Origin of the sequence: Colwellia sp. BRX8-7 (genome assembly GCF_014077275.1) — a bacterium.
Classification (GTDB): domain Bacteria; phylum Pseudomonadota; class Gammaproteobacteria; order Enterobacterales; family Alteromonadaceae; genus Colwellia_A.
In genome coordinates this window covers 58,573-82,672 of sequence record NZ_JACGVP010000016.1, presented here as the reverse complement: position 1 = coordinate 82,672, position 24,100 = coordinate 58,573, and the positions used below count along the sequence as shown (strand labels likewise).

General features: G+C 38.3%; 21 protein-coding genes. 11 read left to right on the top strand and 10 right to left on the bottom strand.

The window, feature by feature from the left end; genetic code table 11:
* Window positions 1-36 precede the first annotated feature (36 nt).
* The 4 genes from H4J57_RS15470 to upp all read left to right on the top strand — a co-directional run bounded on the left by H4J57_RS15470 (window position 37) and on the right by upp (window position 3,386).
* Window positions 37-1,281, top strand: a complete 1,245-nt coding sequence (locus tag H4J57_RS15470) for a NupC/NupG family nucleoside CNT transporter (protein ID WP_182215181.1) — start codon at window positions 37-39, stop codon at window positions 1,279-1,281.
* A gap of 24 nt (window positions 1,282-1,305) precedes the next feature.
* Window positions 1,306-2,079 (top strand): deoxyribose-phosphate aldolase, encoded by a 774-nt coding sequence (deoC, locus tag H4J57_RS15465; protein WP_182243527.1) that lies wholly within the window; start codon window positions 1,306-1,308, stop codon window positions 2,077-2,079.
* Between the two features lie 24 nt (window positions 2,080-2,103).
* On the top strand, window positions 2,104-2,679 hold the full coding sequence (locus H4J57_RS15460) for a thymidine kinase (protein WP_070373565.1): 576 nt from the start codon (window positions 2,104-2,106) through the stop codon (window positions 2,677-2,679).
* A gap of 80 nt (window positions 2,680-2,759) precedes the next feature.
* Window positions 2,760-3,386 carry a uracil phosphoribosyltransferase gene (gene upp / locus H4J57_RS15455; RefSeq protein WP_182221937.1) on the top strand — a complete coding sequence of 209 codons (627 nt, stop codon included), beginning with the start codon at window positions 2,760-2,762 and terminating at the stop codon, window positions 3,384-3,386.
* 106 nt (window positions 3,387-3,492) lie between these two features.
* Here upp and deoA read toward each other — a convergent pair whose 3' ends face one another.
* The 3 genes from deoA to H4J57_RS15440 form a co-directional block, all read right to left on the bottom strand.
* Complete coding sequence (gene deoA / locus H4J57_RS15450) at window positions 3,493-4,794, bottom strand: thymidine phosphorylase (protein ID WP_182243526.1); 1,302 nt, start codon at window positions 4,792-4,794, stop codon at window positions 3,493-3,495.
* Between the two features lie 12 nt (window positions 4,795-4,806).
* On the bottom strand, window positions 4,807-5,226 hold the full coding sequence (locus tag H4J57_RS15445) for a cytidine deaminase (protein WP_070373562.1): 420 nt from the start codon (window positions 5,224-5,226) through the stop codon (window positions 4,807-4,809).
* Between the two features lie 160 nt (window positions 5,227-5,386).
* Window positions 5,387-8,527: a TonB-dependent receptor domain-containing protein gene (locus tag H4J57_RS15440; protein WP_182243525.1), complete on the bottom strand. Its 3,141-nt coding sequence runs from the start codon at window positions 8,525-8,527 to the stop codon at window positions 5,387-5,389.
* Window positions 8,528-9,200: 673 nt separating this feature from the next.
* On the opposite strand from H4J57_RS15440, the gene H4J57_RS15435 reads away from it, so the two are divergent.
* The 4 genes from H4J57_RS15435 (at window position 9,201) to H4J57_RS15420 (ending at window position 13,407) form a co-directional block, all read left to right on the top strand.
* The gene (locus tag H4J57_RS15435; protein WP_070373560.1) at window positions 9,201-9,833 is read left to right on the top strand and encodes a TetR/AcrR family transcriptional regulator; all 633 of its coding nucleotides are present in this window, start codon (window positions 9,201-9,203) and stop codon (window positions 9,831-9,833) included.
* 54 nt (window positions 9,834-9,887) lie between these two features.
* Window positions 9,888-11,039: an endonuclease/exonuclease/phosphatase family protein gene (locus H4J57_RS15430; RefSeq protein ID WP_182243524.1), complete on the top strand. Its 1,152-nt coding sequence runs from the start codon at window positions 9,888-9,890 to the stop codon at window positions 11,037-11,039.
* Window positions 11,040-11,097: 58 nt separating this feature from the next.
* Entirely contained in the window at window positions 11,098-12,501 is a 1,404-nt protein-coding gene (locus H4J57_RS15425; protein ID WP_182221933.1) for an alkaline phosphatase, read from the top strand.
* Window positions 12,502-13,008: 507 nt separating this feature from the next.
* Window positions 13,009-13,407 (top strand): type II toxin-antitoxin system HicB family antitoxin, encoded by a 399-nt coding sequence (locus H4J57_RS15420; RefSeq protein ID WP_070373558.1) that lies wholly within the window; start codon window positions 13,009-13,011, stop codon window positions 13,405-13,407.
* 262 nt (window positions 13,408-13,669) lie between these two features.
* Here H4J57_RS15420 and bioD read toward each other — a convergent pair whose 3' ends face one another.
* Genes bioD through bioB form a run of 4 tightly spaced genes read right to left on the bottom strand, consistent with a single transcriptional unit; the run spans window position 13,670 to window position 17,358 of the window.
* Window positions 13,670-14,359, bottom strand: coding sequence for a dethiobiotin synthase (gene bioD / locus H4J57_RS15415; RefSeq protein WP_182221931.1), 690 nt, complete (start codon window positions 14,357-14,359; stop codon window positions 13,670-13,672).
* On the bottom strand, window positions 14,352-15,137 hold the full coding sequence (gene bioC / locus H4J57_RS15410) for a malonyl-ACP O-methyltransferase BioC (RefSeq protein ID WP_182215194.1): 786 nt from the start codon (window positions 15,135-15,137) through the stop codon (window positions 14,352-14,354). Before bioC ends, bioD begins: the two co-directional genes overlap by 8 nt.
* On the bottom strand, window positions 15,137-16,276 hold the full coding sequence (locus H4J57_RS15405) for an 8-amino-7-oxononanoate synthase (RefSeq protein WP_182215196.1): 1,140 nt from the start codon (window positions 16,274-16,276) through the stop codon (window positions 15,137-15,139). Before H4J57_RS15405 ends, bioC begins: the two co-directional genes overlap by 1 nt.
* Window positions 16,277-16,311: 35 nt before the next feature.
* Window positions 16,312-17,358, bottom strand: coding sequence for a biotin synthase BioB (bioB, locus tag H4J57_RS15400; protein WP_182243523.1), 1,047 nt, complete (start codon window positions 17,356-17,358; stop codon window positions 16,312-16,314).
* Between the two features lie 112 nt (window positions 17,359-17,470).
* Between bioB and bioA the strand changes: the two genes are divergently transcribed.
* Window positions 17,471-18,772 (top strand): adenosylmethionine--8-amino-7-oxononanoate transaminase, encoded by a 1,302-nt coding sequence (bioA, locus tag H4J57_RS15395; RefSeq protein ID WP_182243522.1) that lies wholly within the window; start codon window positions 17,471-17,473, stop codon window positions 18,770-18,772.
* A 49-nt stretch (window positions 18,773-18,821) separates the two neighbouring features.
* On the opposite strand, the gene H4J57_RS15390 is transcribed toward bioA, so the two are convergent.
* Window positions 18,822-19,190 (bottom strand): hypothetical protein, encoded by a 369-nt coding sequence (locus H4J57_RS15390; RefSeq protein ID WP_182243521.1) that lies wholly within the window; start codon window positions 19,188-19,190, stop codon window positions 18,822-18,824.
* Window positions 19,191-19,388: 198 nt separating this feature from the next.
* Here H4J57_RS15390 and asnS point away from each other — a divergent pair, with 198 nt between their 5' ends.
* A complete protein-coding gene (gene asnS / locus H4J57_RS15385; RefSeq protein WP_070373551.1) occupies window positions 19,389-20,789 on the top strand; it encodes an asparagine--tRNA ligase in 1,401 nt (466 codons plus the stop codon).
* Between the two features lie 69 nt (window positions 20,790-20,858).
* On the opposite strand, the gene H4J57_RS15380 is transcribed toward asnS, so the two are convergent.
* On the bottom strand, window positions 20,859-21,275 hold the full coding sequence (locus H4J57_RS15380; RefSeq protein ID WP_182243520.1) for an N-acetyltransferase: 417 nt from the start codon (window positions 21,273-21,275) through the stop codon (window positions 20,859-20,861).
* Between the two features lie 19 nt (window positions 21,276-21,294).
* Window positions 21,295-21,843: an NAD(P)H nitroreductase gene (locus H4J57_RS15375; RefSeq protein WP_182243519.1), complete on the bottom strand. Its 549-nt coding sequence runs from the start codon at window positions 21,841-21,843 to the stop codon at window positions 21,295-21,297.
* 270 nt (window positions 21,844-22,113) lie between these two features.
* Between H4J57_RS15375 and sppA the strand changes: the two genes are divergently transcribed.
* Complete coding sequence (gene sppA, locus H4J57_RS15370; protein WP_182215210.1) at window positions 22,114-24,000, top strand: signal peptide peptidase SppA; 1,887 nt, start codon at window positions 22,114-22,116, stop codon at window positions 23,998-24,000.
* Window positions 24,001-24,100: the final 100 nt, after the last annotated feature.

Sequence of the window (24,100 nt, the reverse complement as noted above, 5' to 3'; positions counted from 1 at the left end):
AATAACAATAACAATAAAAAATATTAAGGGGTATGTATGGATTTTGCCGCATTTAGAGGGGTAATAGGCATATTTGTTTTATTAGCCATTGCCTATGGAATTTCTAAAAGTAGAAAGGACATTAATTTTCGTACGGTAGGTTTTGCATTTTTGCTGCAACTATTACTTGGTGCGTTTGTTTTATATGTCCCCTTTGGCAAAGACGTATTGACCACGATTACTTCAAGTGTTCAAAGTGTTATTGATAGTGCCAAGGTCGGTATTAACTTCCTCTTTGGTGGCTTGGGCACAGACGCTATGTACGAGAATGGTGTTGGTTTTGTCTTTGCTGTTCGTGTTTTACCTAATATTATTTTCTTTTCTTCATTAATCGCCGTACTTTATTATCTTGGCATTATGCAGTGGGTTATTAAAATTATTGGTGGTAGTTTACAAAAACTGTTAAAAACCAGTAAACCCGAGTCACTATCAGCGACTGCCAATATCTTTGTTGGTCAAACAGAAGCCCCCTTAGTTGTTCGACCTTACATTGCTAAAATGACTCAGTCTGAACTATTTGCCATTATGGTTGGTGGCTTAGCCTCTGTTGCTGGTTCTATTATGGCGGGTTATGCGGGTTTAGGCATAGAACTTAAATACCTAATCGCGGCGTCGTTTATGGCGGCACCGGGTGGCTTACTGATGGCTAAAATTATTTGCCCTGAAACAGAGCCTGAAAAAATTGTTCAAGACTCGATAGACTTTGATGAAGGCGATGAAAAGCCTGCTAATGTTATTGATGCTGCTGCATCTGGCGCGGCATCTGGATTAAAACTAGCGGTGAATGTGGGGGCGATGCTATTAGCTTTTATTGCTTTAATTGCTCTCCTCAATACCATTGTTGGCGGTATTAGTGGTTTATTCGGCTACGATAATATTACCATCGAACTTATTTTAGGCTACGTGTTTGCTCCCTTCGCTTTCATTATTGGTGTACCGGTTAATGAAATGCTACAAGCAGGTAGTTTTATTGGCCAAAAAGTTGTGGTCAATGAATTTTTTGCTTATGTTAATTTTGTTGAAATTAAAGATACACTTTCACCGGTAACCCAAGCCATCGTCACCTTTGCATTGTGTGGCTTTGCTAACTTATCTTCCATCGCAATTTTGTTAGGTGGTATTGGTTCAATGGCGCCTAGTCGCCGACGTGATATCGCACGCCTTGGTATGCACGCAATGTTAGCGGCAACCTTAGCTAATTTAATGAGCGCAGCTATTGCTGGCGTATTCATTTCTTTATAAATAATTGATAGGAAAATAAACGTTATGTCTGACCTTCAAGCCATCGCTCAACGCGCACTTTCGTTAATTGATTTGACAAGTTTAACCGATAGCGAAACAGAAGAAGAAATTATAACCTTGTGTCAACAAGCAAACTCTATCGGTGGCGTCACTGCTGCTATCTGTATTTTTCCTCGCTTTGTGCCTTTGGCAAAAAAGACTTTAAAAGCGCAACAAACACCACAGATAAAAATTGCTACCGTCACTAACTTCCCGCACGGTAATGATGATATAGATATCGCATTAGCTGAAACACAAGCCGCTGTCGCATACGGCGCCGACGAAGTCGATTTAGTTTTTCCTTACCGAGCACTAATGGAAGGTAATGAAGCGATTGGTTTTGATATGGTCAAAGTGTGTAAACAAGCTTGTGGTGAATTTGCTAAGTTGAAGGTGATTATTGAAACGGGTGAGCTTAAATCACCTGCGTTGATTGAACATGCCAGTGAAATTGCTATTAATGCCGGTGCTGACTTTATCAAAACCTCAACGGGGAAAGTTGCGGTAAATGCAACACCAGAAGCCGCAAAAATAATGCTTGAAGTGATAAAAAACAAAAATATCAATGTCGGTTTTAAACCCGCAGGTGGTGTTAAAAACGCAGAAGATGCAGCCGTTTATCTTACTTTAGCCGATAGTATCTTAGGCAGTGAGTGGGCTGATAATAACCACTTTCGCTTTGGTGCAAGTAGCTTACTTAACAGTTTACTTGACACACTAGGACACAGCACAGAAAATACCTCAGCAACTAACTACTGATCTCCTTTGATAAAGAAGTAACTCATGGCACAACTGTATTTTTATTATTCATCAATGAATGCGGGTAAATCTACTCATTTGCTGCAATCGTCTTATAATTATCGAGAGCGCGGCTTAACTACCGCAATTTATACGGCGCAAATTGATGACAGATTCGCCAAAGGCAAAGTCGCTTCGCGCTTAGGTATAGACGCAGATGCTTTCTTATTTGATGATAGCATCAATATGTTTACTGAAATAAAAGATAAACATCAAGCCGCTAAAATAGATTGCGTACTGATTGATGAAGCACAGTTTTTGTCAACTGAACAAGTTAAGCAGTTAACGGATGTTGTCGATCTCTTACATATTCCCGTATTAGCCTACGGAATAAGAACTGACTTTCTTGGTGAAACTTTTTCAGGCAGTGCTGCCCTTCTTGCTTGGGCCGATAAGTTAGTCGAATTAAAAACAATTTGCCATTGTGGTCGCAAAGCTAATTTTGTTATCAGACAAGATGAAAATGGTGTACCTGTAAAAGTAGGTCAACAAGTAGAAGTGGGCGGCAATGAACGTTATGAGCCATTATGCAGAGCCCATTTTAAACAATTGGTCTGGTAAATATCTAGATTAAAGCACTTGTTGCTAACAATATATTCAGCTAAATTTCCTCTATACCTTTAAAAAACAAGGAATATTCCATGTCAGTTTTTGAAAGCTCTCATCCTCTGGTTAAACACAAAGTCAGTTTACTACGCGATAATAATATTTCAGTTAAAGCCTTTCGAGAATTAACCAAAGAGATATCAATGTTATTAACGGTTGAGGCCACTCAACACCTTAGTATTAAAAATATCCCATTAACTTGTTGGTCTGGCGAAATTTCAGTGCCAACTCTTGCTGATAAACAACCCACACTGGTACCAATTCTACGTGCCGGTTTAGGTATGCTTGAAGGCTCACTGTCAATACTGCCGTGTGCAAAAATAAGTGTTGTCGGTATACAACGTAATGAAGACACATTAGCGCCAGAAAGTTATTACGAGAATATTATCTCTGATATAGAAAGTCGAACAGCGATTATTATTGATCCTATGCTAGCGACTGGCGGCACAGCATTAGCAACCATAGATTTATTAAAGGCATCGGGATGTAAAACAATCATTGCACTATTTTTGGTCGCTGCCCCTGAAGGTATAAAATTGCTTGAGGATGCTCACCCTGATGTCACGTTAACGATTGGTGTGATAGATGAGAAACTTAACGAGCAAGGTTATATTTTACCGGGTCTGGGCGATGCCGGTGATAAAATCTTTGGTACGCTGTAATTAATGCGACTTGCTTAAACTAATCACTTTTTTAATAAGTGATTAGTTAGCAAGATATTACCTATATCGGCATTGTCTATAACTGCTTTGTTTATATCGGCCTTATTTAATAAATAACCGGTGGTAATTCAGGACTTTCTTCAGAATAAGTGATCGCTTGTTTAAATTGCTCTGCGGCTAACAGCGCTGAATTTTCGTCTTTGGCGTGTACACGAGCGATGACTTCACCACTATTAACCTGAACCCCAAGCGGTAAAATTCTATCGAAGCCAACACTGTGGTTAACTTTTTGTTTTGGCGCAGTTCTGCCGCCGCCTAATCCCACCACTGACATACCAATATCTCGAGTGTTCATTTGAGCTAAATAGCCATGTTGACTGGCTTTAACTTCCATAATAATGGCCGCTTTATTCATTGAGCCCCATGGGTTTTCAACAAAATCTTTTGGCCCACCTAACGCCGCTATCATCCGCTCAAATATCTCAGCTGCTTGGCCTGAATGAAGGGCTTTGTCAATTTTAAGGTAAGCGGTTTGCTCATCGCTGGCTAAGCCCGAATTCACAAGCATCGCACAAGCTAATGTTTTAACGACTTTATGTAAACGAGGTTCGCGTTGTTTACCCGTCAGATATTTAGCGGTTTCATACATTTCAATGGCATTACCAGCACTGGTGCCTAATACCTGATTCATGTCAGTAATGATCGCTTGAGTCTTAACCCCTGCACCATTGGCGACACTAGAAATACTATCGGCAAGTGCTTTAGCATCTTCAAGAGATGACATCATCGCGCCATTACCCACTTTGACATCCATCACTAAAGTATCAAGACCTGCTGCAAGTTTCTTAGATAAAATTGAAGCGGTTATCAGTGGAATAGATTCAACCGTCGCGGTCACATCACGAATACCATAAAGGCGTTTATCTGCTGGCGCTAAATTATCTGTTTGAGAAATAATGGCTACGCCCACGTCTTTAACAATTCGCTTAAACTCGCTAATTGTTGGTTCTACATTAAAACCGGCAATACTTTCTAATTTATCTGATGTACCTCCGGTATGCCCTAACCCTCTCCCTGAGATCATTGGCACATAAGCGCCACACGCAGAAACAATAGCAGCTAACATAAAGCTGACTTTATCACCTACGCCACCCGTAGAGTGTTTATCAACGATGGGGGCATCATAGCCCTCCCAAGAGAGCACATCACCCGAGTTCATCATGGCGGTGGTGAGCGTTACTTTTTCTTCAACCGATAATCCTCGCTGAAAAATTGCCATCGCCATTGCACCGACTTGGCTGTCAGAAAAGCTACCATCAACTAAACCATTAACAAAATCGTGAATTTGGCTTTGATTGAGAATTTTACCATCGCGCTTAGTGCGAATAATTTCTTGGGGTAATATCATTGATGGATATCCTTAAATGTCCAATAAATATTTTGGCGTAAAAGCATCAGGTAAAAGCTCAGCGACACTCCACACTTGTTGTTTGTCTTTGTGATTAAACGCTATCACAGGTGCTGATTGTTCAAAAAATTCAGCAATAACCTGTCGGCAAGCGCCACACGGAGGTGTCATTTTTTCTTGCTCGGTATATATAACGATCATTTGAAAACTTTGCTCACCCTTTATCACAGCATGGCTTATGCAATTTCGTTCTGCACAGACAGTTAAACCGTAAGAGGCATTTTCAACATTACACCCTTGGACAATCGTACCGGAAGTGGTTAAAGCCGCAGCACCGACATGAAACTTACTATAAGGCGCATAAGCTTTTAAATAAGCTTCTTTAGCGGCTACTTTTAATTCTGCAGGTATTTCTATGGTATTTTTATTCATTATTGTAAAAATTCAAGAGTAATGTAGACCTGTGAGAATACCATAGCTGACCAAGTGGTCAAGTAATGCATTTAAGGTATCACTTACATGGCTAAATTTTTTGTAAAAAAAAACCCTTTAGTAAAATAAAGGGTTTATATTTCAATAGATTACAGTGTGGTTAGAACTTGTAGCTAACACCCACTTTTATACGCCATGCAGAATCAGTCGTATAAAATTTATTGTCTGCGTAACTACCATCATCATTTTGTGAGATAGAACGGCCATATACATATTGTCTTGTTGCTGGGTCAACAGTAAATTCAACTAACTCTTGAGTACCGAAGTCGCTTCCGTATACTTTACCTTTGCTGCTATCTACAAGATTTAATAGATTATCAACCGTTAAGTAAACCATACCTTTGTGGCCTTCTTTAAACCCTGGGATTTCTTGACGAATGCTTAAATCAAGTGTTGTTACCCATGGAGTAGTTATTACGCCTTTTGGTAAGTAACCACCGGCATATTTATCTAAACCTAAGTCGTTAATCGCTTCAAAGAAGTTAGCTTCATTTTCCGCTGAAGTGAAAACAACGTTAGTATCACCTGGTGTAGGAATATAAGGTAAGAACGAATCGTTAGTAGTACCAGGGCTTAATAAACCATAAGGGTCGCGACCTGGGCCACTTCTTCCATCTACGTCAGTACCGTCAGCATAGAAAGTTACTGGCTTGCCTGAACGGCGTTCGAAGAACAAGTTGATATTAGTTTTGTAACCCGCAACAAATTCAGTTTCATAACCTAAGTTAACAACAAATCTGTGTTCTGTTTCAAAACCAGAACGACCTACTACAGCGTCATTACGGTTAATCACCGTATTATAGCCAAAGTTACTGCCTGCTGTAGCACTTGTACTTGTGTGTGCATCAGTTACGTCTTGGTTAGTGTATGACGTTGTTAATCTAACACCACTGTCCCAATCTTTGTTCAAAACAACGCTAAAGATTTTAGAACGACCATCTTTACCGGCATTTGTTAACATTAAGTCAGTAATTGAACCATCGGCATCATCATAAATAGTACGACCGCCATCTGCTGTCGTGCCATCTTCATCACCCAACAAACTTGCATCTTGCCAAAAAGCAGTATTCTCTGACTTTTTGTATAAGTATTCTGTGGTTAATAAAAAGTCTTCACCTAATACCGGAATATCGAAGCGGTAATCAAGAGCTATCTGGTAGCGCCAATCAGAAGGTAAATCAAAGTTTGGATCAACAAAGTTTGTGCCAGCAAATGTGGTTGAATTAGCTACTGTGTCTTTATCTTCTTGACGTGGACCGCTAATATCTACATTTTCAAAGGTACCGTTTTCAAAAACTTTACCGATTCCAACGCCAGGGTTTGAATAAGAGTTAGATACCCAAACTGTTGGTTGACCACCAGAATAACGACCAACACCACCGCGAACGATAAGGTCATCACTTGCATCCCACTTAATACCAAAGCGTGGTAAGAAAATACCCGTGCCGTCTAAGTTGTCAGTATTGTCATAACCTGTACGTGCTTGAGATTGTTCGTTAAAGATAGGTGTGTCGCTAGACGCTAACATTTCGTATCTTAAACCCATGTCGATAGTAATATCGTCATTGAACATCCATTCATCTTGAATGTAAAAAGCATGTTCGTCACGAACAAATGAAGCGGCTGCGTCATTTGGATCTAAGCTCGTTGCATTTTGGTAGATAACTCTGTTTGCCACTTTATTTTCAAAGTCTTCAATACTACCAAAACGGTAATCGCCTTTGGTGTTTTGTAAAAACAAGTTAAAAATGTCTAAACGCTTAAACTGGTAACCAAAAGTTAAACTGTGATCGCCAACTAGGTAATCACCGTCTATAGCCATGATAAAAGTCTTTTTATGTAAATCGTTAGAATGGCGAGAGTGATCTGCACCAATTGCGATATCACCAGAATCAGCTTGAATAACAGTGTCAGAATAATCACCTAATGAAGCTTGAGTTGTTGGGTTATCAAGGTAAGTTAGGCTAAGTTGAGTTGAAAAATCGTCATTCCAATCAGAATAAAGTTTAAACGCATAGTTGTTTAATTCTTCAGTTCTGTCATACCAATGTGATGATAAACGTAATTCGCCACCATAAGTAGACTGGTTACGTGTACTGTTACCTTTAGTATATTGGTAAGTAAACGCTGAACGATGATCATCGTTAATGTTCCAATCGAGTTTCAATAATAATTTTTCATCGTCTACTTTAGGAGATAAATCCCATTCGCCTGGCTCTACGCCGTAGACTTCACGAGCAATTCTTTGTACTTCTAAAACATCAGCAACGCTGGCATCAGCAGAGTTAGGTACGTTAGCGCCATCTGGTCCCCACTCAACAGTTGATGTTGCTTCGTAATATTCGTATGAAGCGAAGAAAAACAATTCATCTTCAATAATAGCGCCACCAAGGGTTGCACCAAAAGTTGTTTCATCAAAATCTAATGGTGCTTCGTCTGTACCATTTTTTGGTGTGCCGGCCATGCCGTCATTTTGAGTTTCATAAAAGAATGAACCTGATAACTCGTTGGTACCTGATTTTGTTACTGCGTTAATCTTAGCGCCTTGGAAGCCGCTGTCTTTTGCATTGAAAGGAGTAACATCGATAGTTACCTGTTCAATCGCGTCAAGAGAAATAGGTGAACGCGTTGTAGGGTAACCATTGGCATTCAGACCAAAGTCATCATTTTGGCTAATACCGTCAACACTGATGCTGTTAAATCTTGGGTTAGTACCGGCAACACTTAACTCGCCATCTTTAGAAGATAAAACGGCTAGAGGGTTGTTACGAACGATATCTTTGATATCACGGTCGAAACTTGGAGCATTAACAATATCATCAGCACCAAAATAACTGTTGCTACCAATATTATTAGAAAAAATCTTGCTACCTGTTACAGAAATACGTTCAACATCGTCTGCAGCTTCAAGTTTTGCATTTAAACGAAAGGTATCACCTAGTGTTAAAAAGATATCTCTGTAAACAGTAACACCTTTTTCGCCAGTGATTTTAATCGTGTAAGGACCGCCTACGCGAAGACCTTTACTTGAAAAGTTACCAGCGTCGTTAGAAGTGGTAAGCGTTTTTGTGCCTGAAGGTTCGTGGATAATTTCAATTTTTGCGTTAACTGAAATAGCACCCGCTGAATTTTCAATACTACCTCGGATAGCGGAGGAGGTATCGTTTGCCATAGCAGAAGTCGATAAGCCAAGTGCAAAAATAACTGCACTTGAAATAAGTGAGAGACGTTGAGTGTTCATCGGTTATTCCTTGATTACGTTTTTAAGTGTTTACGAATTATTTTTTTTAGCAACCAAAAAACTTAACCAGTTGCTCTGTTTTTAATTTCGGATGAAATTAGACCAGATTTTTATTACACTTTCATTACATATTTTCAGAGTTTTTGAAATTCAAATAGTATCTGTTAGTGATTAAAAAGGAATCAACCAGAAAAGTATTTTAAAAAGCCTTAGTAAACAACGGGATGCATCTTAAGCTTATGACTATCATTTATATTAATAACGAAGATGGCCTTTATATAAGATATTGTTATCTATAAACAGGTTTAAGGCTTTTTAGTTATAAGCTTAGTGAGCCAATTTAGATAAAAAACAAACCATAATAAACAATTAGCCATATATACATGGCCTTAAGCCAATTAACACTCATTATTTAACTAAATGTTTTTATATAGAGAAATTAAAAACATCAACTAAAGCACTAAAGTTCCCTTTCATATAAATGGCTAAACATTTATAGTAGAATTTCATTGAAAAATGGCATTTAGTGATTTAAATCAATGATAAAATAAAGATAAGTATAACAAACCATAAAAGTTAACTATTTGGTCAACAGATAGTAAAAAAGTAAAATTATAATAACAATTTAACTTAAAAATGTTTTATTTATGCATTTTAAATATTGAGCAACTTAATGAAAAATAACAAAGAAATAAAAAAAACAGGGAATATTCGCGCACTAAGCCAGCACAAGATCTTAATAGCCGCTAGTACAGAATTTGTTTTACAAGGGTATAAAGGCGCTACGGTACAATCCATTGCCGATAGAGCAAGCCTACCTAAGGCTAATATACTTTATTATTTCAAGAATAAAGAAAATATATACCATGCCGTACTAGAGCATACCCTACAAATGTGGGACGAAGGCATAGGTGATATAAATCCTGAAGATGGTCCTAAAGCAGCTATTGAAAAATTTATTGAAGCAAAAGTAAGGATGTCTTTTAAACACCCTGAATCTTCAAAGATATATGCCATGGAGATTATTCAAGGTGCACAACATTTGAAAGATTTTGCTCGTACCTATCAAAGAAAATGGGTAAGAGAGAAAGCACAACTATTCCAGCAATGGATAGATAATGGCGAAATGCGCGATGTTAACCCTACTCATCTAATTTTTCTTATTTGGTCAGCAACTCAACACTATGCCGATTTTGAAACACAAATTTTAACGATTATGAATAGAGCGGATTACGAAGATGAAGATGTTGAAGATGTCATCGCTTTTCTAACTGACATGATTTTACGTGGCTGCGGTTTACACTAACGTTGATATAATCATCGACACTTAACCTATTACTTAACATTAGCACTAACTTATATGAGTAGAACACAAGCACAGCCTCTTAAAATAGCAACATTTAATGTAAGTATGGAGGCTTTGAACTATCAGTCTGCGCTGAGTTCTGAGGCTCCTAATATTTCAAATAACACCCTGCAAATAGCCATAGACAGTGATCATCAACAAATTAAAAATATTGCAGAAATTATTCAGCGTAATAACCCAGACATTCTGTTACTGAATGAATTTGATAATCAAGATAATAGCAACAATAACCAACACCACGCCCTAAAGACTTTCATTAAACGTTATTTGAACAAAAGCCAAAATGGACAAAAAGAAATTGATTTTCCTTATTTTTATCAAGGACCCGTTAATACGGGTGTCAATTCAGGCTATGATCTAGATGGCGACGGTAAACAAGGTGTTTTGCCGGGTGATGGTTTTGGTTACGGACATTTTTCAGGTCACTTTGGTTTGGTACTCTTGTCAAAGCACCCAATTAATACTGACGCTATTCGTACCTATCAGTACTTTAAGTGGCGAGATATGCCTAACGCCCTGCAACCTTTCGATCCTAAAACCTCGACATCTTGGTTTAGTGATGAAGCTTGGCAAAACATGCGTTTATCTTCTAAATCTCATTGGGATATTCCAGTTGAGGTTAATGGGCAAGTCGTTCATATTTTAGCAAGCCACCCTACACCGCCGATATTTGATGGTCCAGAAAATAGAAATGGTAAACGTAATCATGATGAAATTCGTTTTTGGGATGATTACATTTCGCCAGAAAAATCAGCATACATTTACGATGACAAGGGTCAAAAAGGAGGTTTAAAATCCCTTGAACCTTTTGTTATTTTGGGTGATCTTAATGCGTCTAATGTTGAGGGTGATGCGTTAAATTCGGCCATATCAAGCTTACTAAATAATGATAAAATTCAAGATGCATTACCCCAAAGTGAAGGGGGAAAACAGCACAGTAAAAATAACGAACATGCAAATTACCATACGGCCTCCTGGCGAATGAGAGCCGATTACGCGTTACCATCGAGATATGGATTAGTTATTGAAAAATCAGGCGTTTACTGGCCAACAGAAAATGAAGAGACTTTTAGGTTAATAAAAAACAGAGCAGCATCTTCCGATCACCGTATGGTATGGATTGACCTGTTACTGAAGACTAAATAGTCATCTGAAATAATCACCAACCCTTATTAATTATTAACACTTACATAAGAAGATAAAAATGAAAAAACTCCTATCTGCTGTTAGCATTATACTTGCATTAACAGCCTGTCAAACGATTGATAATGACTCAACAGCAATGCTTTTAAATACAGAGACTGCTAAGAATATTCCTTCACCAAAAAATATCATTATGGTGATAGCTGATGGCATGGGTCCCGCTTATACAACATCGTACCGATACTTTAACGACGACCCAACAACTGACATTGTAGAAGAAACAGTATTTGACCGTTTACTTGTTGGCTCAGCTAGTACTTATCCGGCAAGTGTTTCTGGTGTTGTCACTGATTCCGCCGCTGGTGCTACTGCACTTGCCACGGGTTATAAAACTTACAACGGCGCAATTGCTTTAGACGTGAATAAAAATAGCGTTGAAACTGTACTTGAATTTGCCAGAAAACAAGGCAAAAAAACAGGTGTTGTCGTAACATCACAAATAAATCATGCGACCCCTGCTGGATATTTAACACATAATGAAAGCAGAAACAATTATAATGCTATTGCCGATAGCTATATAGATAACGGTATAAAAGCAGATGTCTATTTTGGGGGAGGCTGGAAATACTTTATACGTGAAGATAGAAATTTAATTGAAGAATTTAAAGCGTCAGGATTTCAGTATATTGATAACTACAACGCCTTAAACACGCTTAAAGCAGATATGCCTGTTATTGGTCTTTTTGATGATACTGGTTTACCGTCAGCCTTAGATGATAGTGACCCATATCGTTTATCCGCCATGACTAAAGTTGCAATTAAACAACTAGAAAATAGTAAAGGTTATTTTATGCTCGTTGAAGCTAGTCAAGTAGATTGGGCTGGTCACTCTAATGATATAGCAACGGCGATGGCTGAAATGTCAGATTTAGCTAAAACGATGGAGTACTTAGAAGAGTACGTAAAACAAAACCCTGATACGTTAGTTATATTAACAGCTGATCATAGTACGGGTGGTTTAACCGTTGGTGCACGTGGCAAGTATGAGTGGCACCCTGAAGTTTTACGCACAATGAAAAGTTCGCCAAGCACAATAGCTAAACAGTTAGCTAACAGCCAAATAACACAACAAGAATTAAGTAAATTGCTTAACTTCGATGTAACAAATAACGAAGTTGAACAAATTGAAGCGGCCAAAATATTTGCAGTTGAGGAAATTGCTACTTACAAATCACTTGATGAACAAGAAAAACTAAAGACTAAAGAGCCCACCATGAATAACATCATATCAAGTGCAATTAAAAACATTATAGATATTAGAACAAACACTGGCTGGACATCAGGTGGCCACACCGCAATTGATGTTCCTTTACATACACTAGGTAAAAGCAGTGAAGTCTTAAAGGGCAAGGTTGATAATACCGACGTAGCTAAACAAATATTTTTATTACTCGGTAAAAAGTAACCTCCACGTTAATAATATAACAACGGCTAATGAAAATTAGCCGTTTTTTTTGTGTTCAAAAACTACACTCCCTGCTATAAAACCTCTTTATCTCATCAATAAATATTTTATTGATTAAACGTTTATCCATACCTTTACTACCTTACTTTATGTGAATAATTCAGCTAGAAAGAGTCACTAAAAATCCTTTGTTGTTTGTTAATGTCCCTCAAACAACTTAATCAAAGTAACCCCAACCCCCCTGTATTAGCTTCGTTAAAGCATTCTTGACTATCTATAACTATAAAATTTAACTCGTTATCACTTTCCCATATTTACAAGGTGTCTAGTGCTAAGTGACCAATCACTTCGCAACACACTTGGGGTTACTAGGGTTACCATTGTGGCAAATAAGGGGGTTACCGGAGTTATGGGTGACTAAGTAAGGAGTTACCAGGGTTGTTATGCTGTTGCTATCCGGGGTTGTTGGAGTTACACTCAGGGGCGTTAATTAAAGAGGCAAAAACAATGAAATACCCTATCGCATTAAAGAAAATAATTGGCGTTGAAAACTACAAAACATACGTCCCTGACTTACCCGGTTGTGTAGGTAATGGTGAGAGTATTGATGTCTCTTTAAACAATATTAATGACAGTATCGCTGCACACCTTTCTATATTGGCCGAATATGGTGAAGCCATCCCACACGCTACAACGATTGAAAATCATCTAACAGCCTATCCAAATGTTATTTGGTGTATTCTTGATATCGATATAACACCCTATTTAGGGAAAAGTCATAAAATCAATGTCACCTTACCGGAGTTGTTGATTAAACAAATTGATAACCGAGTCAGTAAGTCTTCAACTTATAAAACACGTTCCGGCTTTATCGCAAGCGCGTGTATCAGTGAGTTAAATAAATAAGAGTTTTCCCTGAATTATTATTTATAAATGATGGAAAAATAAGAAAGAGTAAGACTTGACAAGGTTCATGGTGATAAACACTGCAAGATTAGTTGTGAGGATTGTTAAAGGGAGTGCATTAAATTCATAATAGTCTTTTATCGTTAGACTTTTTTCGTAAGGATAAAAGCCTGATAATTATCTATTAATAAACCAAGCAATAAATCAGTTAAGGCACTCACTTATTGCTTGTTCTATCTATAATTTAAAATAAAACTAGTCGCTAAAGCCGTGCCGTTATCGACGATACATTAACGTTTGAACTGGCTTTATTGATATTTGTTTCAAAACCGAGTTGAGCAATCATTGGAATTGGAATAAGTGTTTTGAGTTCAGCTATATTTTCAGCGAGATAATTCATTGGCTCAACGCAGTTTGCTACCCAACCAATACAATCAAGACCATCGGCAACTATCGCTTCATAGGTGAGAACCGCATGATTTAAACACCCTAGTTTCATATTCACCACCAATATTACCTGCTGTTTTGTCTGCTGTACGAACTCAGATAAAAACCTACCTTTACCTAAAGGTAGTCGCCATCCCCCTGCACCTTCAGTGATAACAATATCGCAAGCCCTAGTAATAATTCGCTCGTAACCCGCATTTATATCAGCGAGTTTAATGTCAACATTCATTAAATTAGCGGCGATGTGTGGCGCTATTGCCGGTTCAAATGCAATAGGGTTAATTTCACTAATACCTTGTCCACAGTTTGCTTGCTGCAACAATAATTGTGCATCTTCATTGACCAGTATTTCACCCTGCGCTGTATGCTTAAGCTCACACCCTGCAGATATAGGTTTAAATACAGCAACTTGATAATCTTTTTTAACTAAGGCTGCGGTGAGTATTTGCGCAAAATAGGTTTTTCCAGCATCAGTATCTGTGGCAGTAATAAAAATTTTAAGCATTTAATTTTACCATAATTGCAGAATACACCTTATAAGTCGCCGGATAAATACCACTAGGTTCTTGAAAGTCTTGATAGCAATTAGTCATCTTTTGCCATTTATCTTTACCCGCTAAACCCTTGCCTTGCTGTTTAGGGACATGGTTTGCGCCTAGCCCTTTCAACTCTCGCGCTAGATGTATAACATTTTGATATTCTAATACTAAGTCTTGAGTTTTTTGTTCAAGTAATTTACATGAGGCCTTATCAAAAATAGCTTTTAGGTTTGCATCTGTTTTAAAGTCAATCACGTGCTGTTCATCATCGACTTGTGCCCAAGATGATTTTAATTCATGTAATGTGCCATCGAGTAAGGTGGAAAATATAAACAATCCTCCTGGTTTGAGCACGCGTAAAATTTCTTCAATAATATCATCGAGTGGATCACACCACTGAATAACCAAATTAGAATAAATAACATCAATTGTGTTGGCTTTAAAAGGCAGGTAATACGCATCAGCTTCTAACCAGCAGATTTCCTTACTGCGGTTTTCTTGAGCAAAAGACAGCATTTTAGCGGAGATATCAACGCCAATAGTTTGTTGAAATTTACTGGCAAGAATGTCAGTAAAAAAACCAGTACCTGAGCCTAAGTCGACGACAGTTAGATCTGAACGGTTGGGTAATAAAGACATTAAGTGCTTACCCGTATAGCGTTGTAATCGAGATGAAATATCATACGACTGACTCGCTAAGCCAAATGACTTAGCTATTTTAATTCTGTTTAACACTTCAGGCATTAACGTAAAACCTCATTCAAACAATTAGCTAAGTAATTGATATCGCATTCTTTATGGTTAGCAGTAATAGTAACGCGTAACCTCGAGCTGTTTTTAGCAACCGTTGGTGGGCGTATCGCGGTTAGCCAAATACCTCTGTTTTTCAAATGTTGACATATTTCTAGTGTTCTTTTTTCGCTGCCAATAACAATAGCGTGAATAGAAGAGGATGACGGAATTATTGTTATTTGACTATCAAGTTTATTTGATAAAAGCGCGCTCAATTCAAAAATATTATCTCTGCGCCAAGACTCTTTTTGAGCAAGCTTGATACTGGTTTTTGTCGCCCAAGCAACGGCGGGGGAAATCGCGGTTGAATAAATATAATGACGAGAAAAATTGACTAAGTAATCATAAACATCTTCATCACAAGCGATAAATGCACCACTAGTGGCTAAAGCTTTGCCAAAAGTTGCCATTACTATATCGACCTGACCAAAGCTACTACTGCCCTGACCGGCATGACCAATAATTCCAATACTGTGTGCATCATCCATGTAAAGCATAGCTTGTTGCTGCTGAGCAATCATAATTAACTGGCTAACGTCTGCGCGATCGCCATCCATGCTAAAAATACCTTCAGAAATAATCAGTTTATTGTCAACAGGACTTTTCGCTAAATATTGTTCAAGTTGCTGATGATTATTGTGTAAATATCGCTTCACTGAAGCTTCACTAGCCAGAGCACCATCAATTAAAGAAGCGTGACTTAACTTGTCTAGAAAAAATTGGCAGTCTTTTTTACCCAAGGCTTGTAATACACCGGAATTAGCTGCAAAACCACTGCTATAAAGTAAGCACCGTGGTTTATTTAACCACTGACAAACTTCATCTTCTAAAGCTTGGTGTGCATAATGAAAACCGGTTATTAAACTGGAAGCACTTGCGCAACTGCCGTATTTATCGACACCTTCTTGCCAGGCTTTATTTATTGAAGGGTGATGATTTAAGCCGAGATAATCATTAGAAGAAAAATTTAAATAGCGTTTTCCTGCAACCACCACCTCTCGGCCATTTTGCTCGCTTATACATTGGCGTTGGCGATATTGTGATTTTTCTTTTTGCTGAGCGACTTGCTCAGCAATAAAGTTAAAAGACATAAATTTCAGCTTGGCTCTTGATCAGTAAATAAACGTTAAAGCGCAGCGTCGTAAAAAAGTTCTTTATTTTGCTGATTAACAACGGCAGTCGTTATTTTTTGCTCAGCCTCAATATCATCGGTGGCCACTGTTTCAGTGTTAATGCCCAATTTTGCAAATAACTGCATATCTTTATTGGCTTCAGGGTTGCCTGTTGTTAACAACTTACAACCGTAGAATATTGAGTTGGCACCGGCTAAGAAACACATTGCTTGCATTTGTTCGTTCATTGCATCGCGCCCAGCTGATAAACGCACATGGCTTTTAGGCATCATAATACGTGCAACCGCTATACAACGAACAAAATCAAAAGCTTCTAAATCGTCAACATCTGCGAGTGGTGTTCCGGCAATTTTTACCAGCATATTAATTGGAACACTTTCAGGATGTTTAGGTAAGTTAGCCAATTGTGCTAAAAATGACGCTCTGTCTTGAGCATTTTCGCCTAAACCAACAATACCACCACTACAAACTTTCATTCCCGAATCACGGACGTTTTGCAGTGTATCTAATCGGTCTTGATAGCTGCGTGTGGTAATAATAGAGTTATAATGTTCAGGAGAAGTATCTAAGTTGTGGTTATAATAATCTAACCCAGCTTCTTGTAATTCATCGGCTTGACCTCCGTTAATCATGCCTAACGTCATACAGGTTTCTAAGCCAAGTGCTTTAACACCTTTGACCATCTCTAACACAAAGGGCATATCACGAGCTTTTGGATTTCTCCAACCTGCCCCCATACAAAAACGCGTTGACCCTTGGTCTTTCGCTACCTTTGCTGCTTCTAATACTTTTTCAACTTCCATCAAACGTTCTTTTTGAACATCAGTATTATAGCGTGCACTTTGCGAGCAATATTTACAATCTTCAGGACAAGCACCTGTTTTGATTGACAATAAGGTACTAACTTGTACTTCATTAGGATTAAAGTGTTCACGATGAACGGTTTGAGCTTGAAACATAAGGTCACTAAAAGGTCGAGCAAACAATGCTTCCACTTCTGCTATTGACCAATCATGACGAGGTATATTCGTTTGTGACATGTGAAACCTTTACTGTAAAATGTAAATGTGAAAATTGCATCGCTAAATATTAGCAGGTAATCTATACGCCAGTCATTAATTGTCAACATAAAAAACATTGCAAGCTTTACATATGAACAAAAAACACACAGATTTAATCGATTTTGATAAGAAACATGTTTGGCATCCCTACACATCGATGTCAAACCCTCTGCCCTCATACTTAGTTGAATCGGCCAAGGGCGTTTATATAAAGTTAGCTACGGGTGAAGAACTTGTTGATGGTATGTCGTCCTGGTGGTCTGTTTTACACGGCTACAATCATCCAAAGTTAAATCAGGCGCTTGTTGATCAAACACAAAAGATGGCACATGTTATGTTTGGGGGCCTAACGCATGAACCCGCTATTAACTTGTGTAAGAAGCTCATTGAGATCACACCAGAGCCGCTACAAAAAGTTTTTTTATCAGACTCTGGCTCTGTATCGGTAGAAGTTGCCATAAAAATGTCATTACAGTATTGGCACAGTCAGGGCAAAAGTGAGAAGCATAAATTATTGACCGTTAAAAATGGTTATCATGGTGATACTTTTGCCGCGATGTCGGTATGCGATCCGGTTAATGGTATGCACCAAATTTTTGAAAGTGTATTAATGAAAAACATTTTCGCTCCTGCGCCACAGTGTGATTTTTATCAACCTTGGGATAACGCTGAGTTAGCGCCCTTAAAAGCCTTATTTGCACAACACCATAATGATATTGCCGCCTTTATTATTGAACCTATTGTCCAAGGTGCTGGTGGTATGCGCTTTTATCATCCTGAGTATTTAAAAGCTTGTCGCGCCTTATGTACCCAATATCAGGTGTTATTTATAGTTGATGAAATTGCTACGGGTTTAGGCCGTACAGGAAAAATGTTTGCTTGTCATTGGGCGGATATAAGTCCTGACATTATGTGTTTAGGAAAAACCCTGACCGGCGGTTATATGACCCTGGCAGCAACTTTGTGTACGCAAGAAATTGCAAAGACCATCAGTGATGGAGAAGCCGGATGTTTTATGCACGGCCCAACGTTTATGGCTAATCCGCTGGCTTGTGCGGTAGCAAATGCAAGTCTAGATCTTTTGGCAACAGGAGAATGGCAACAGCAAGTGAGTTTTATTGAAGATTATTTAACGCGACACTTATTAGTGTTAAATCAACATTCAAGAGTAAAAAATGCCCGCGTCTTAGGCGGTATAGGTGTGGTAGAAACAAGGGTTGCGGTTAATATGGCAAAGATACAAAAAAGATTTGTTGAATTGGGTGTCTGGATCAGACCGTTTGGCAAGCTTATTTATATTATGCCACCCTTTATTAGTGATGAACGGGCTTTAGCGAAACTTGTTAAGGCGATAAGCACGGTACTCGATGAGCAGCAGTGTTTTGAAGATTAACCGACACAGATTTGCTGTTAAGTAAAACGGCGTAGAATTATTAATAATCTTACGCCAAGTTAAGTTTCACTAATATATAGATGACCCAAGCAACCGTTATCGTTAGTAGCAGGACGATATTAAAATGCTTACTGTCTTGTTCTCTTCTAGTGCGATAGTGATCGACAACCAAACAAAGGTAACTACAAAGTGCACTTACCCAAAGCACGATATATAAATAGCCCGTTAATGGCGTTAACCAAAATTGCCTTATTTCAATATTTCTAAAGCGCAATAAACCGTAATCTTGCTCTGGTGCAGCATAATAAGACATAACAATAGCAAAAATGAATAATATCCATCCGCTTAATGCCAAAGTTCGGCTTAAGAGAACCCAAAAATCTGTTGAATGTCGCCTGTTTTTTAATCCCAACATCATTGATTCAAACCCTCTAAAGTCAATATTACTGTTTTTTGTTTTTATATAGACCGGATCAGCAACTTTTACTTGTTAAACACCGCAGTAAAGGTAACATATCACACCTTAAAGTTAGTGCAAATAAATTCAGTATTCTACACTGGGTCTGTGCACCGACAAAATCTATGACAATAATTAAATAAAGAAAAGAGGTTGATAATGTCAGTTATCTCAATCACTGATGTACTTGCTGGTAAGTACCCGGTAAGTGAAGCAGTTACAGTACACGGATGGATACGCACTCGCCGTGATTCTAAAGCAGGTATTTCATTCCTAGCGGTTCATGATGGATCATGTTTTGATGCGATTCAAGCTATCGCACCCAGTGATCTCGATAATTATCAATCAGAAATATTAAAATTGACTACGGGTGCTTCAGTTAAAGTCACCGGTATTTTGGTTGAGTCTCCGGGCCAAGGCCAATCTTTTGAAATTCAAGCAACTAAAGTAGAGATACTTGGTTTGGTTGATGATCCTGATACCTATCCTATGGCAGCAAAACGTCACAGCATTGAATTTTTACGAGAGCAAGCACATCTTCGTGCTCGTACTAATATGGGCGGAGCTGTTGCTCGTGTTCGTAATACGTTAGCTCAAGCGGTTCATCGCTTTTTACACAGTAAAGGTTACTTTTGGATCAGCACGCCGTTAATTACTGGCTCAGATTGTGAAGGCGCTGGCGAAATGTTCCGTGTTAGTACGCTTGATATGGAAAACTTACCTCGCACCGATAAAGGTAATGTTGACTACGCTAAAGATTTTTTTGGTAAAGAAACTTTCTTAACCGTTTCAGGTCAATTGAACGTTGAGACTTATGCATGTGCTCTTTCAAAAGTTTATACTTTTGGACCGACCTTCCGTGCTGAAAATTCTAACACAACACGTCATCTTGCAGAATTTTGGATGATTGAACCAGAAATCGCTTTCGCTGATTTGTCTGATGCTGCTGACCTCGCAGAAGAAATGCTGAAATATGTCTTCCAAGCTGTGCTTGATGAACGTAGTGATGACATGAATTTCTTCCAACAACGCATTGATAAAACAGTTATTGACCGTATGAATTCTGTTATTAATAATGATTTTGTCCGTTTAGATTACACTGACGCTATTACAATATTAGAAAATTGTGATAAGAAATTTGAAAACAAAGTGGCTTGGGGTGTTGATCTTAATTCAGAGCACGAGCGTTACTTAGCCGAAGAACATTTTAATGGCCCAGTCGTGTTACAAAATTACCCTAAAGATATTAAATCATTTTACATGCGCTTAAATGATGATGGCAAAACCGTTGCTGCTATGGATATTTTAGCACCAGGTATTGGCGAAATCATTGGTGGTAGCCAACGTGAAGAACGTCTTGATGTACTTGATGCGCGTTTAGCCGAAATGAATTTAAACCAAGATGATTACAGTTGGTATCGCGATTTACGTCGTTACGGCACTGTTCCTCATTCAGGTTTTGGTTTAGGTTTTGAGCGTTTAGTGGCTTATGCTACCGGTATGCAAAACGTTCGTGACGTAATTCCTTTCCCAAGAACGCCAAACAACGCTGCGTTCTAGGCTAAGAATAATAATCCCATAAAAAAACCTCATTATTGAGGTTTTTTTATGGGTGAAATATCTAGTTTACTAAGTAAGTTCTTTTACCATAAAATATTTACAGCCTGTTTTTGGATAATTTTCTTGTACCCATTTTGTTTGATAACCCTGCTTTTCATAAAACGGCATTGCTTGAAAGTTCAGAGTATCAAGCATACTTAACGTACATCCCCTCGCCACTGCTGCAGTTTCAAGTTGTACTAATATCTTAACACCCATTTTTTTACCACGAAGTGACTCGTCAACCCACAGCGTATTAATTAACAGCCAATTACCAAAGGTGCGTGCGGATGAACCAGCAATAATGTTACCTAGTTCGTCCTTTATTTGAATAGCTAATGGCTTTCGTTCGCTTACTTCCCAGTGCGCCCAATTGAAATCTGCAATTTTTTTATCTAAAAAATCTATTAGTGCTTGCTCAGGCGCATCCAAAATTTCAATATTCATCGCTCCCCCCCCCTTTATTTTACAAATATGAAACATGAGACGTTAAGCTTTTAGCGGGTTTAATAGGACGATCGTTTTCGGCGGTGCCTATGTAAACAAATCCAATAATATCATTATCTTGGTCTATTCCTAAACCACGTTTTACTGAAGGATCGTAGCTAAAGTCACCCGTTCGCCACACAGCGCCATAACCTAAACTAAAGGCAGCCATTTGCATAGCATGGGCACAACAACCTGCTGCGATTGCTTGTTCAAATTTAGGCACTTTGTCGTGCGCTTGATACCGCGTGCTAACAACGATAATTAACGGTGCACGATACGGCATATTTTTAGCTTTTTGTATTTTAGCTTCAGTAAACTGATGAACTTTAGCTACATCTTCAAATATCAGGCTTAACTTATCTAACCCTTGTTCTTTAACTAGGGTAAAAAACCATGGTGATAAACAACCGTGATCAGGAACACGCATTCCAGCGTTCAATATAAATTCAACATCGCTAGCAACAGGGGCTGGTGATATTAACCTAGGATTAGATTGTCGTTTTAATAATAATTCTTTGGCATTCATTAATTATAAAGACTCATGGGTAGTTTCAATACTAAGGATTATATACCCGTTATCCTTCAAAGTGCACGCGGATCCCTACATCTTGTTTAATAAACAACATAGATAATAATCAATACGGGTCAACCGACCTGCACAAAAAATCAAAGGCGTAACATATAATGAAAAAAGTTCGCTAATAACACATTTATTTACTAATCAGACTACATAAGTGATCAATAATTAAGTAGCATAGCCAGTAATTACAATTACATACTAACTGTGCCGGATATTATGACAGAACCCACATCGTTACCTAATGCTCCTGTAAAGCAAAGTGCTTTAAAACGAGTTACTTTAAAATTTTTTAGTTTATTAAATTCATTTAGAAAAATAATTATTAATGTTGTTTTTTTTCTGGTTTTATTTTTATTTATCGCGGCACTTGGCAGCGATGATGACAAGATCGTTGTTCCTAACAATACAGCCTTAGTGTTAAATCTTACTGGAGATATCGTTGAACAAAAGAATGCGATTGACCCGATGGATGCTTTAATATCAGAAGCCTTAGAAGAAAAAGAAAAAAACCCAGAAGTTTTACTTAGCGACTTATTGAATGTCATTGAAAGAGCAAAAAATGACAGCCGTATAGAAATGATCGTATTACAGCTTCAAGGACTTAACAGCACGGGTTTAAGTAAATTACAAGACATTGCCCAAGCTTTAGAGACGTTTAAAGCTGCTGGTAAAAAAATAATTGCTGTTGGCGATCAATATTCTCAAGATCAATATTACTTGGCAAGCTCTGCTGATGAAGTATGGCTCAATCCTCGTGGTTGGTTGTTACTTGACGGTTATGGCCGTTATCAACTTTATTTTAAATCCGCATTAGATAAGCTCTCTATTAGCCAACATATATTTCGAGTCGGTACCTATAAATCTGCTGTAGAACCTTACATGCGCGACGATATGTCAGCGGCAGCTAAAGAAGCCAACAAATTATGGTTAACTGATTTATGGTCACAATATAAAAGTGATGTCGCAAGCAACCGAAAATTTTCGATTGATAACTTTGATGAAAATGCTGATGTTTTAGTGGCAAAACTTGAGCAAGCTGATGGTAATATTGCGCAGTATGCTTTAGATAATCTTTGGGTTGACGCATTAAAAAATCGTCAAGAGATGAAGCTGTCTTTGATTAAACTTGTTGGAAAAAATTCAGCCGGTGATAGCTATAATAATATTAGTTTCAAACATTATTTGTCTGCTACTAAACCTTTGTATCCAATGGTGAACCCAAATACCGATAAAGTCGCCGTTATTGTTGCTAAGGGGACTATTTTAGATGGTCGCCAAAAGCCAGGAACCATTGGCGGGGATAGTACAGCATCACTATTAAGAGAAGCGCGTTTAAACAATAAGGTGAAAGCGGTAGTTCTTCGTGTCGATAGCCCCGGTGGAAGTGCTTATGCCTCTGAAATTATTCGTCAAGAAATTGAACTGATCAAGTTAGCAGGAAAACCTGTTGTTGCTTCAATGGGAACTTATGCCGCTTCTGGGGGCTATTGGATATCGGCACCTGCTGATAAGATAATAGCTTCTCCAGCAACGATCACTGGCTCAATTGGTATTTATGGATTTTTCATGACCTTTGAGAACTCATTAAGCAAACTAGGTGTCTACACTGACGGCGTTGGTACCACTGATATAGCCGGATTTGGTGTAACCCGCCCACTGACTGATGGCATGGCAAGAGTATTTCAATTAAATATTAATAGAGGCTATCAAGACTTCATTGGCCTTGTCGCTGAAAATAGAAATATGAGCCTTGAGCAAGTTGATAGTATAGCCCAAGGACGTGTCTGGTCAGGTGCAAAAGCGAAAGAGTTAGGGCTTGTTGATGAGTTAGGCAACTTAACGACCGCTATTAATGCAGCAGCAGAATTAGCCGAGTTAGCAACGTTTGAAACCTTATTGATTGAAATAGAACAAACGCCAAAAGATCTTTTCCTGCAAGGGTTATTAGGTCAAGCGAAGACTTTCTTTCCTGAAACTGAAATAATGACTCTAAGCAATACGGATAAATTATTTTTAGAAATGAAAGCACAGCTATCTCACCTCAACATACTTAATGATCCGCAAGGGGTTTACTCCTTATGTATGACCTGTGAAATTAATTAGTTCGCAGTGACCTAAATCGCTTTGTTATATTCACATGGAAGTGAATAAAGAACAATATTTAACAAGCGCACGTGATTATCAGACCAAACGACAAGACAGT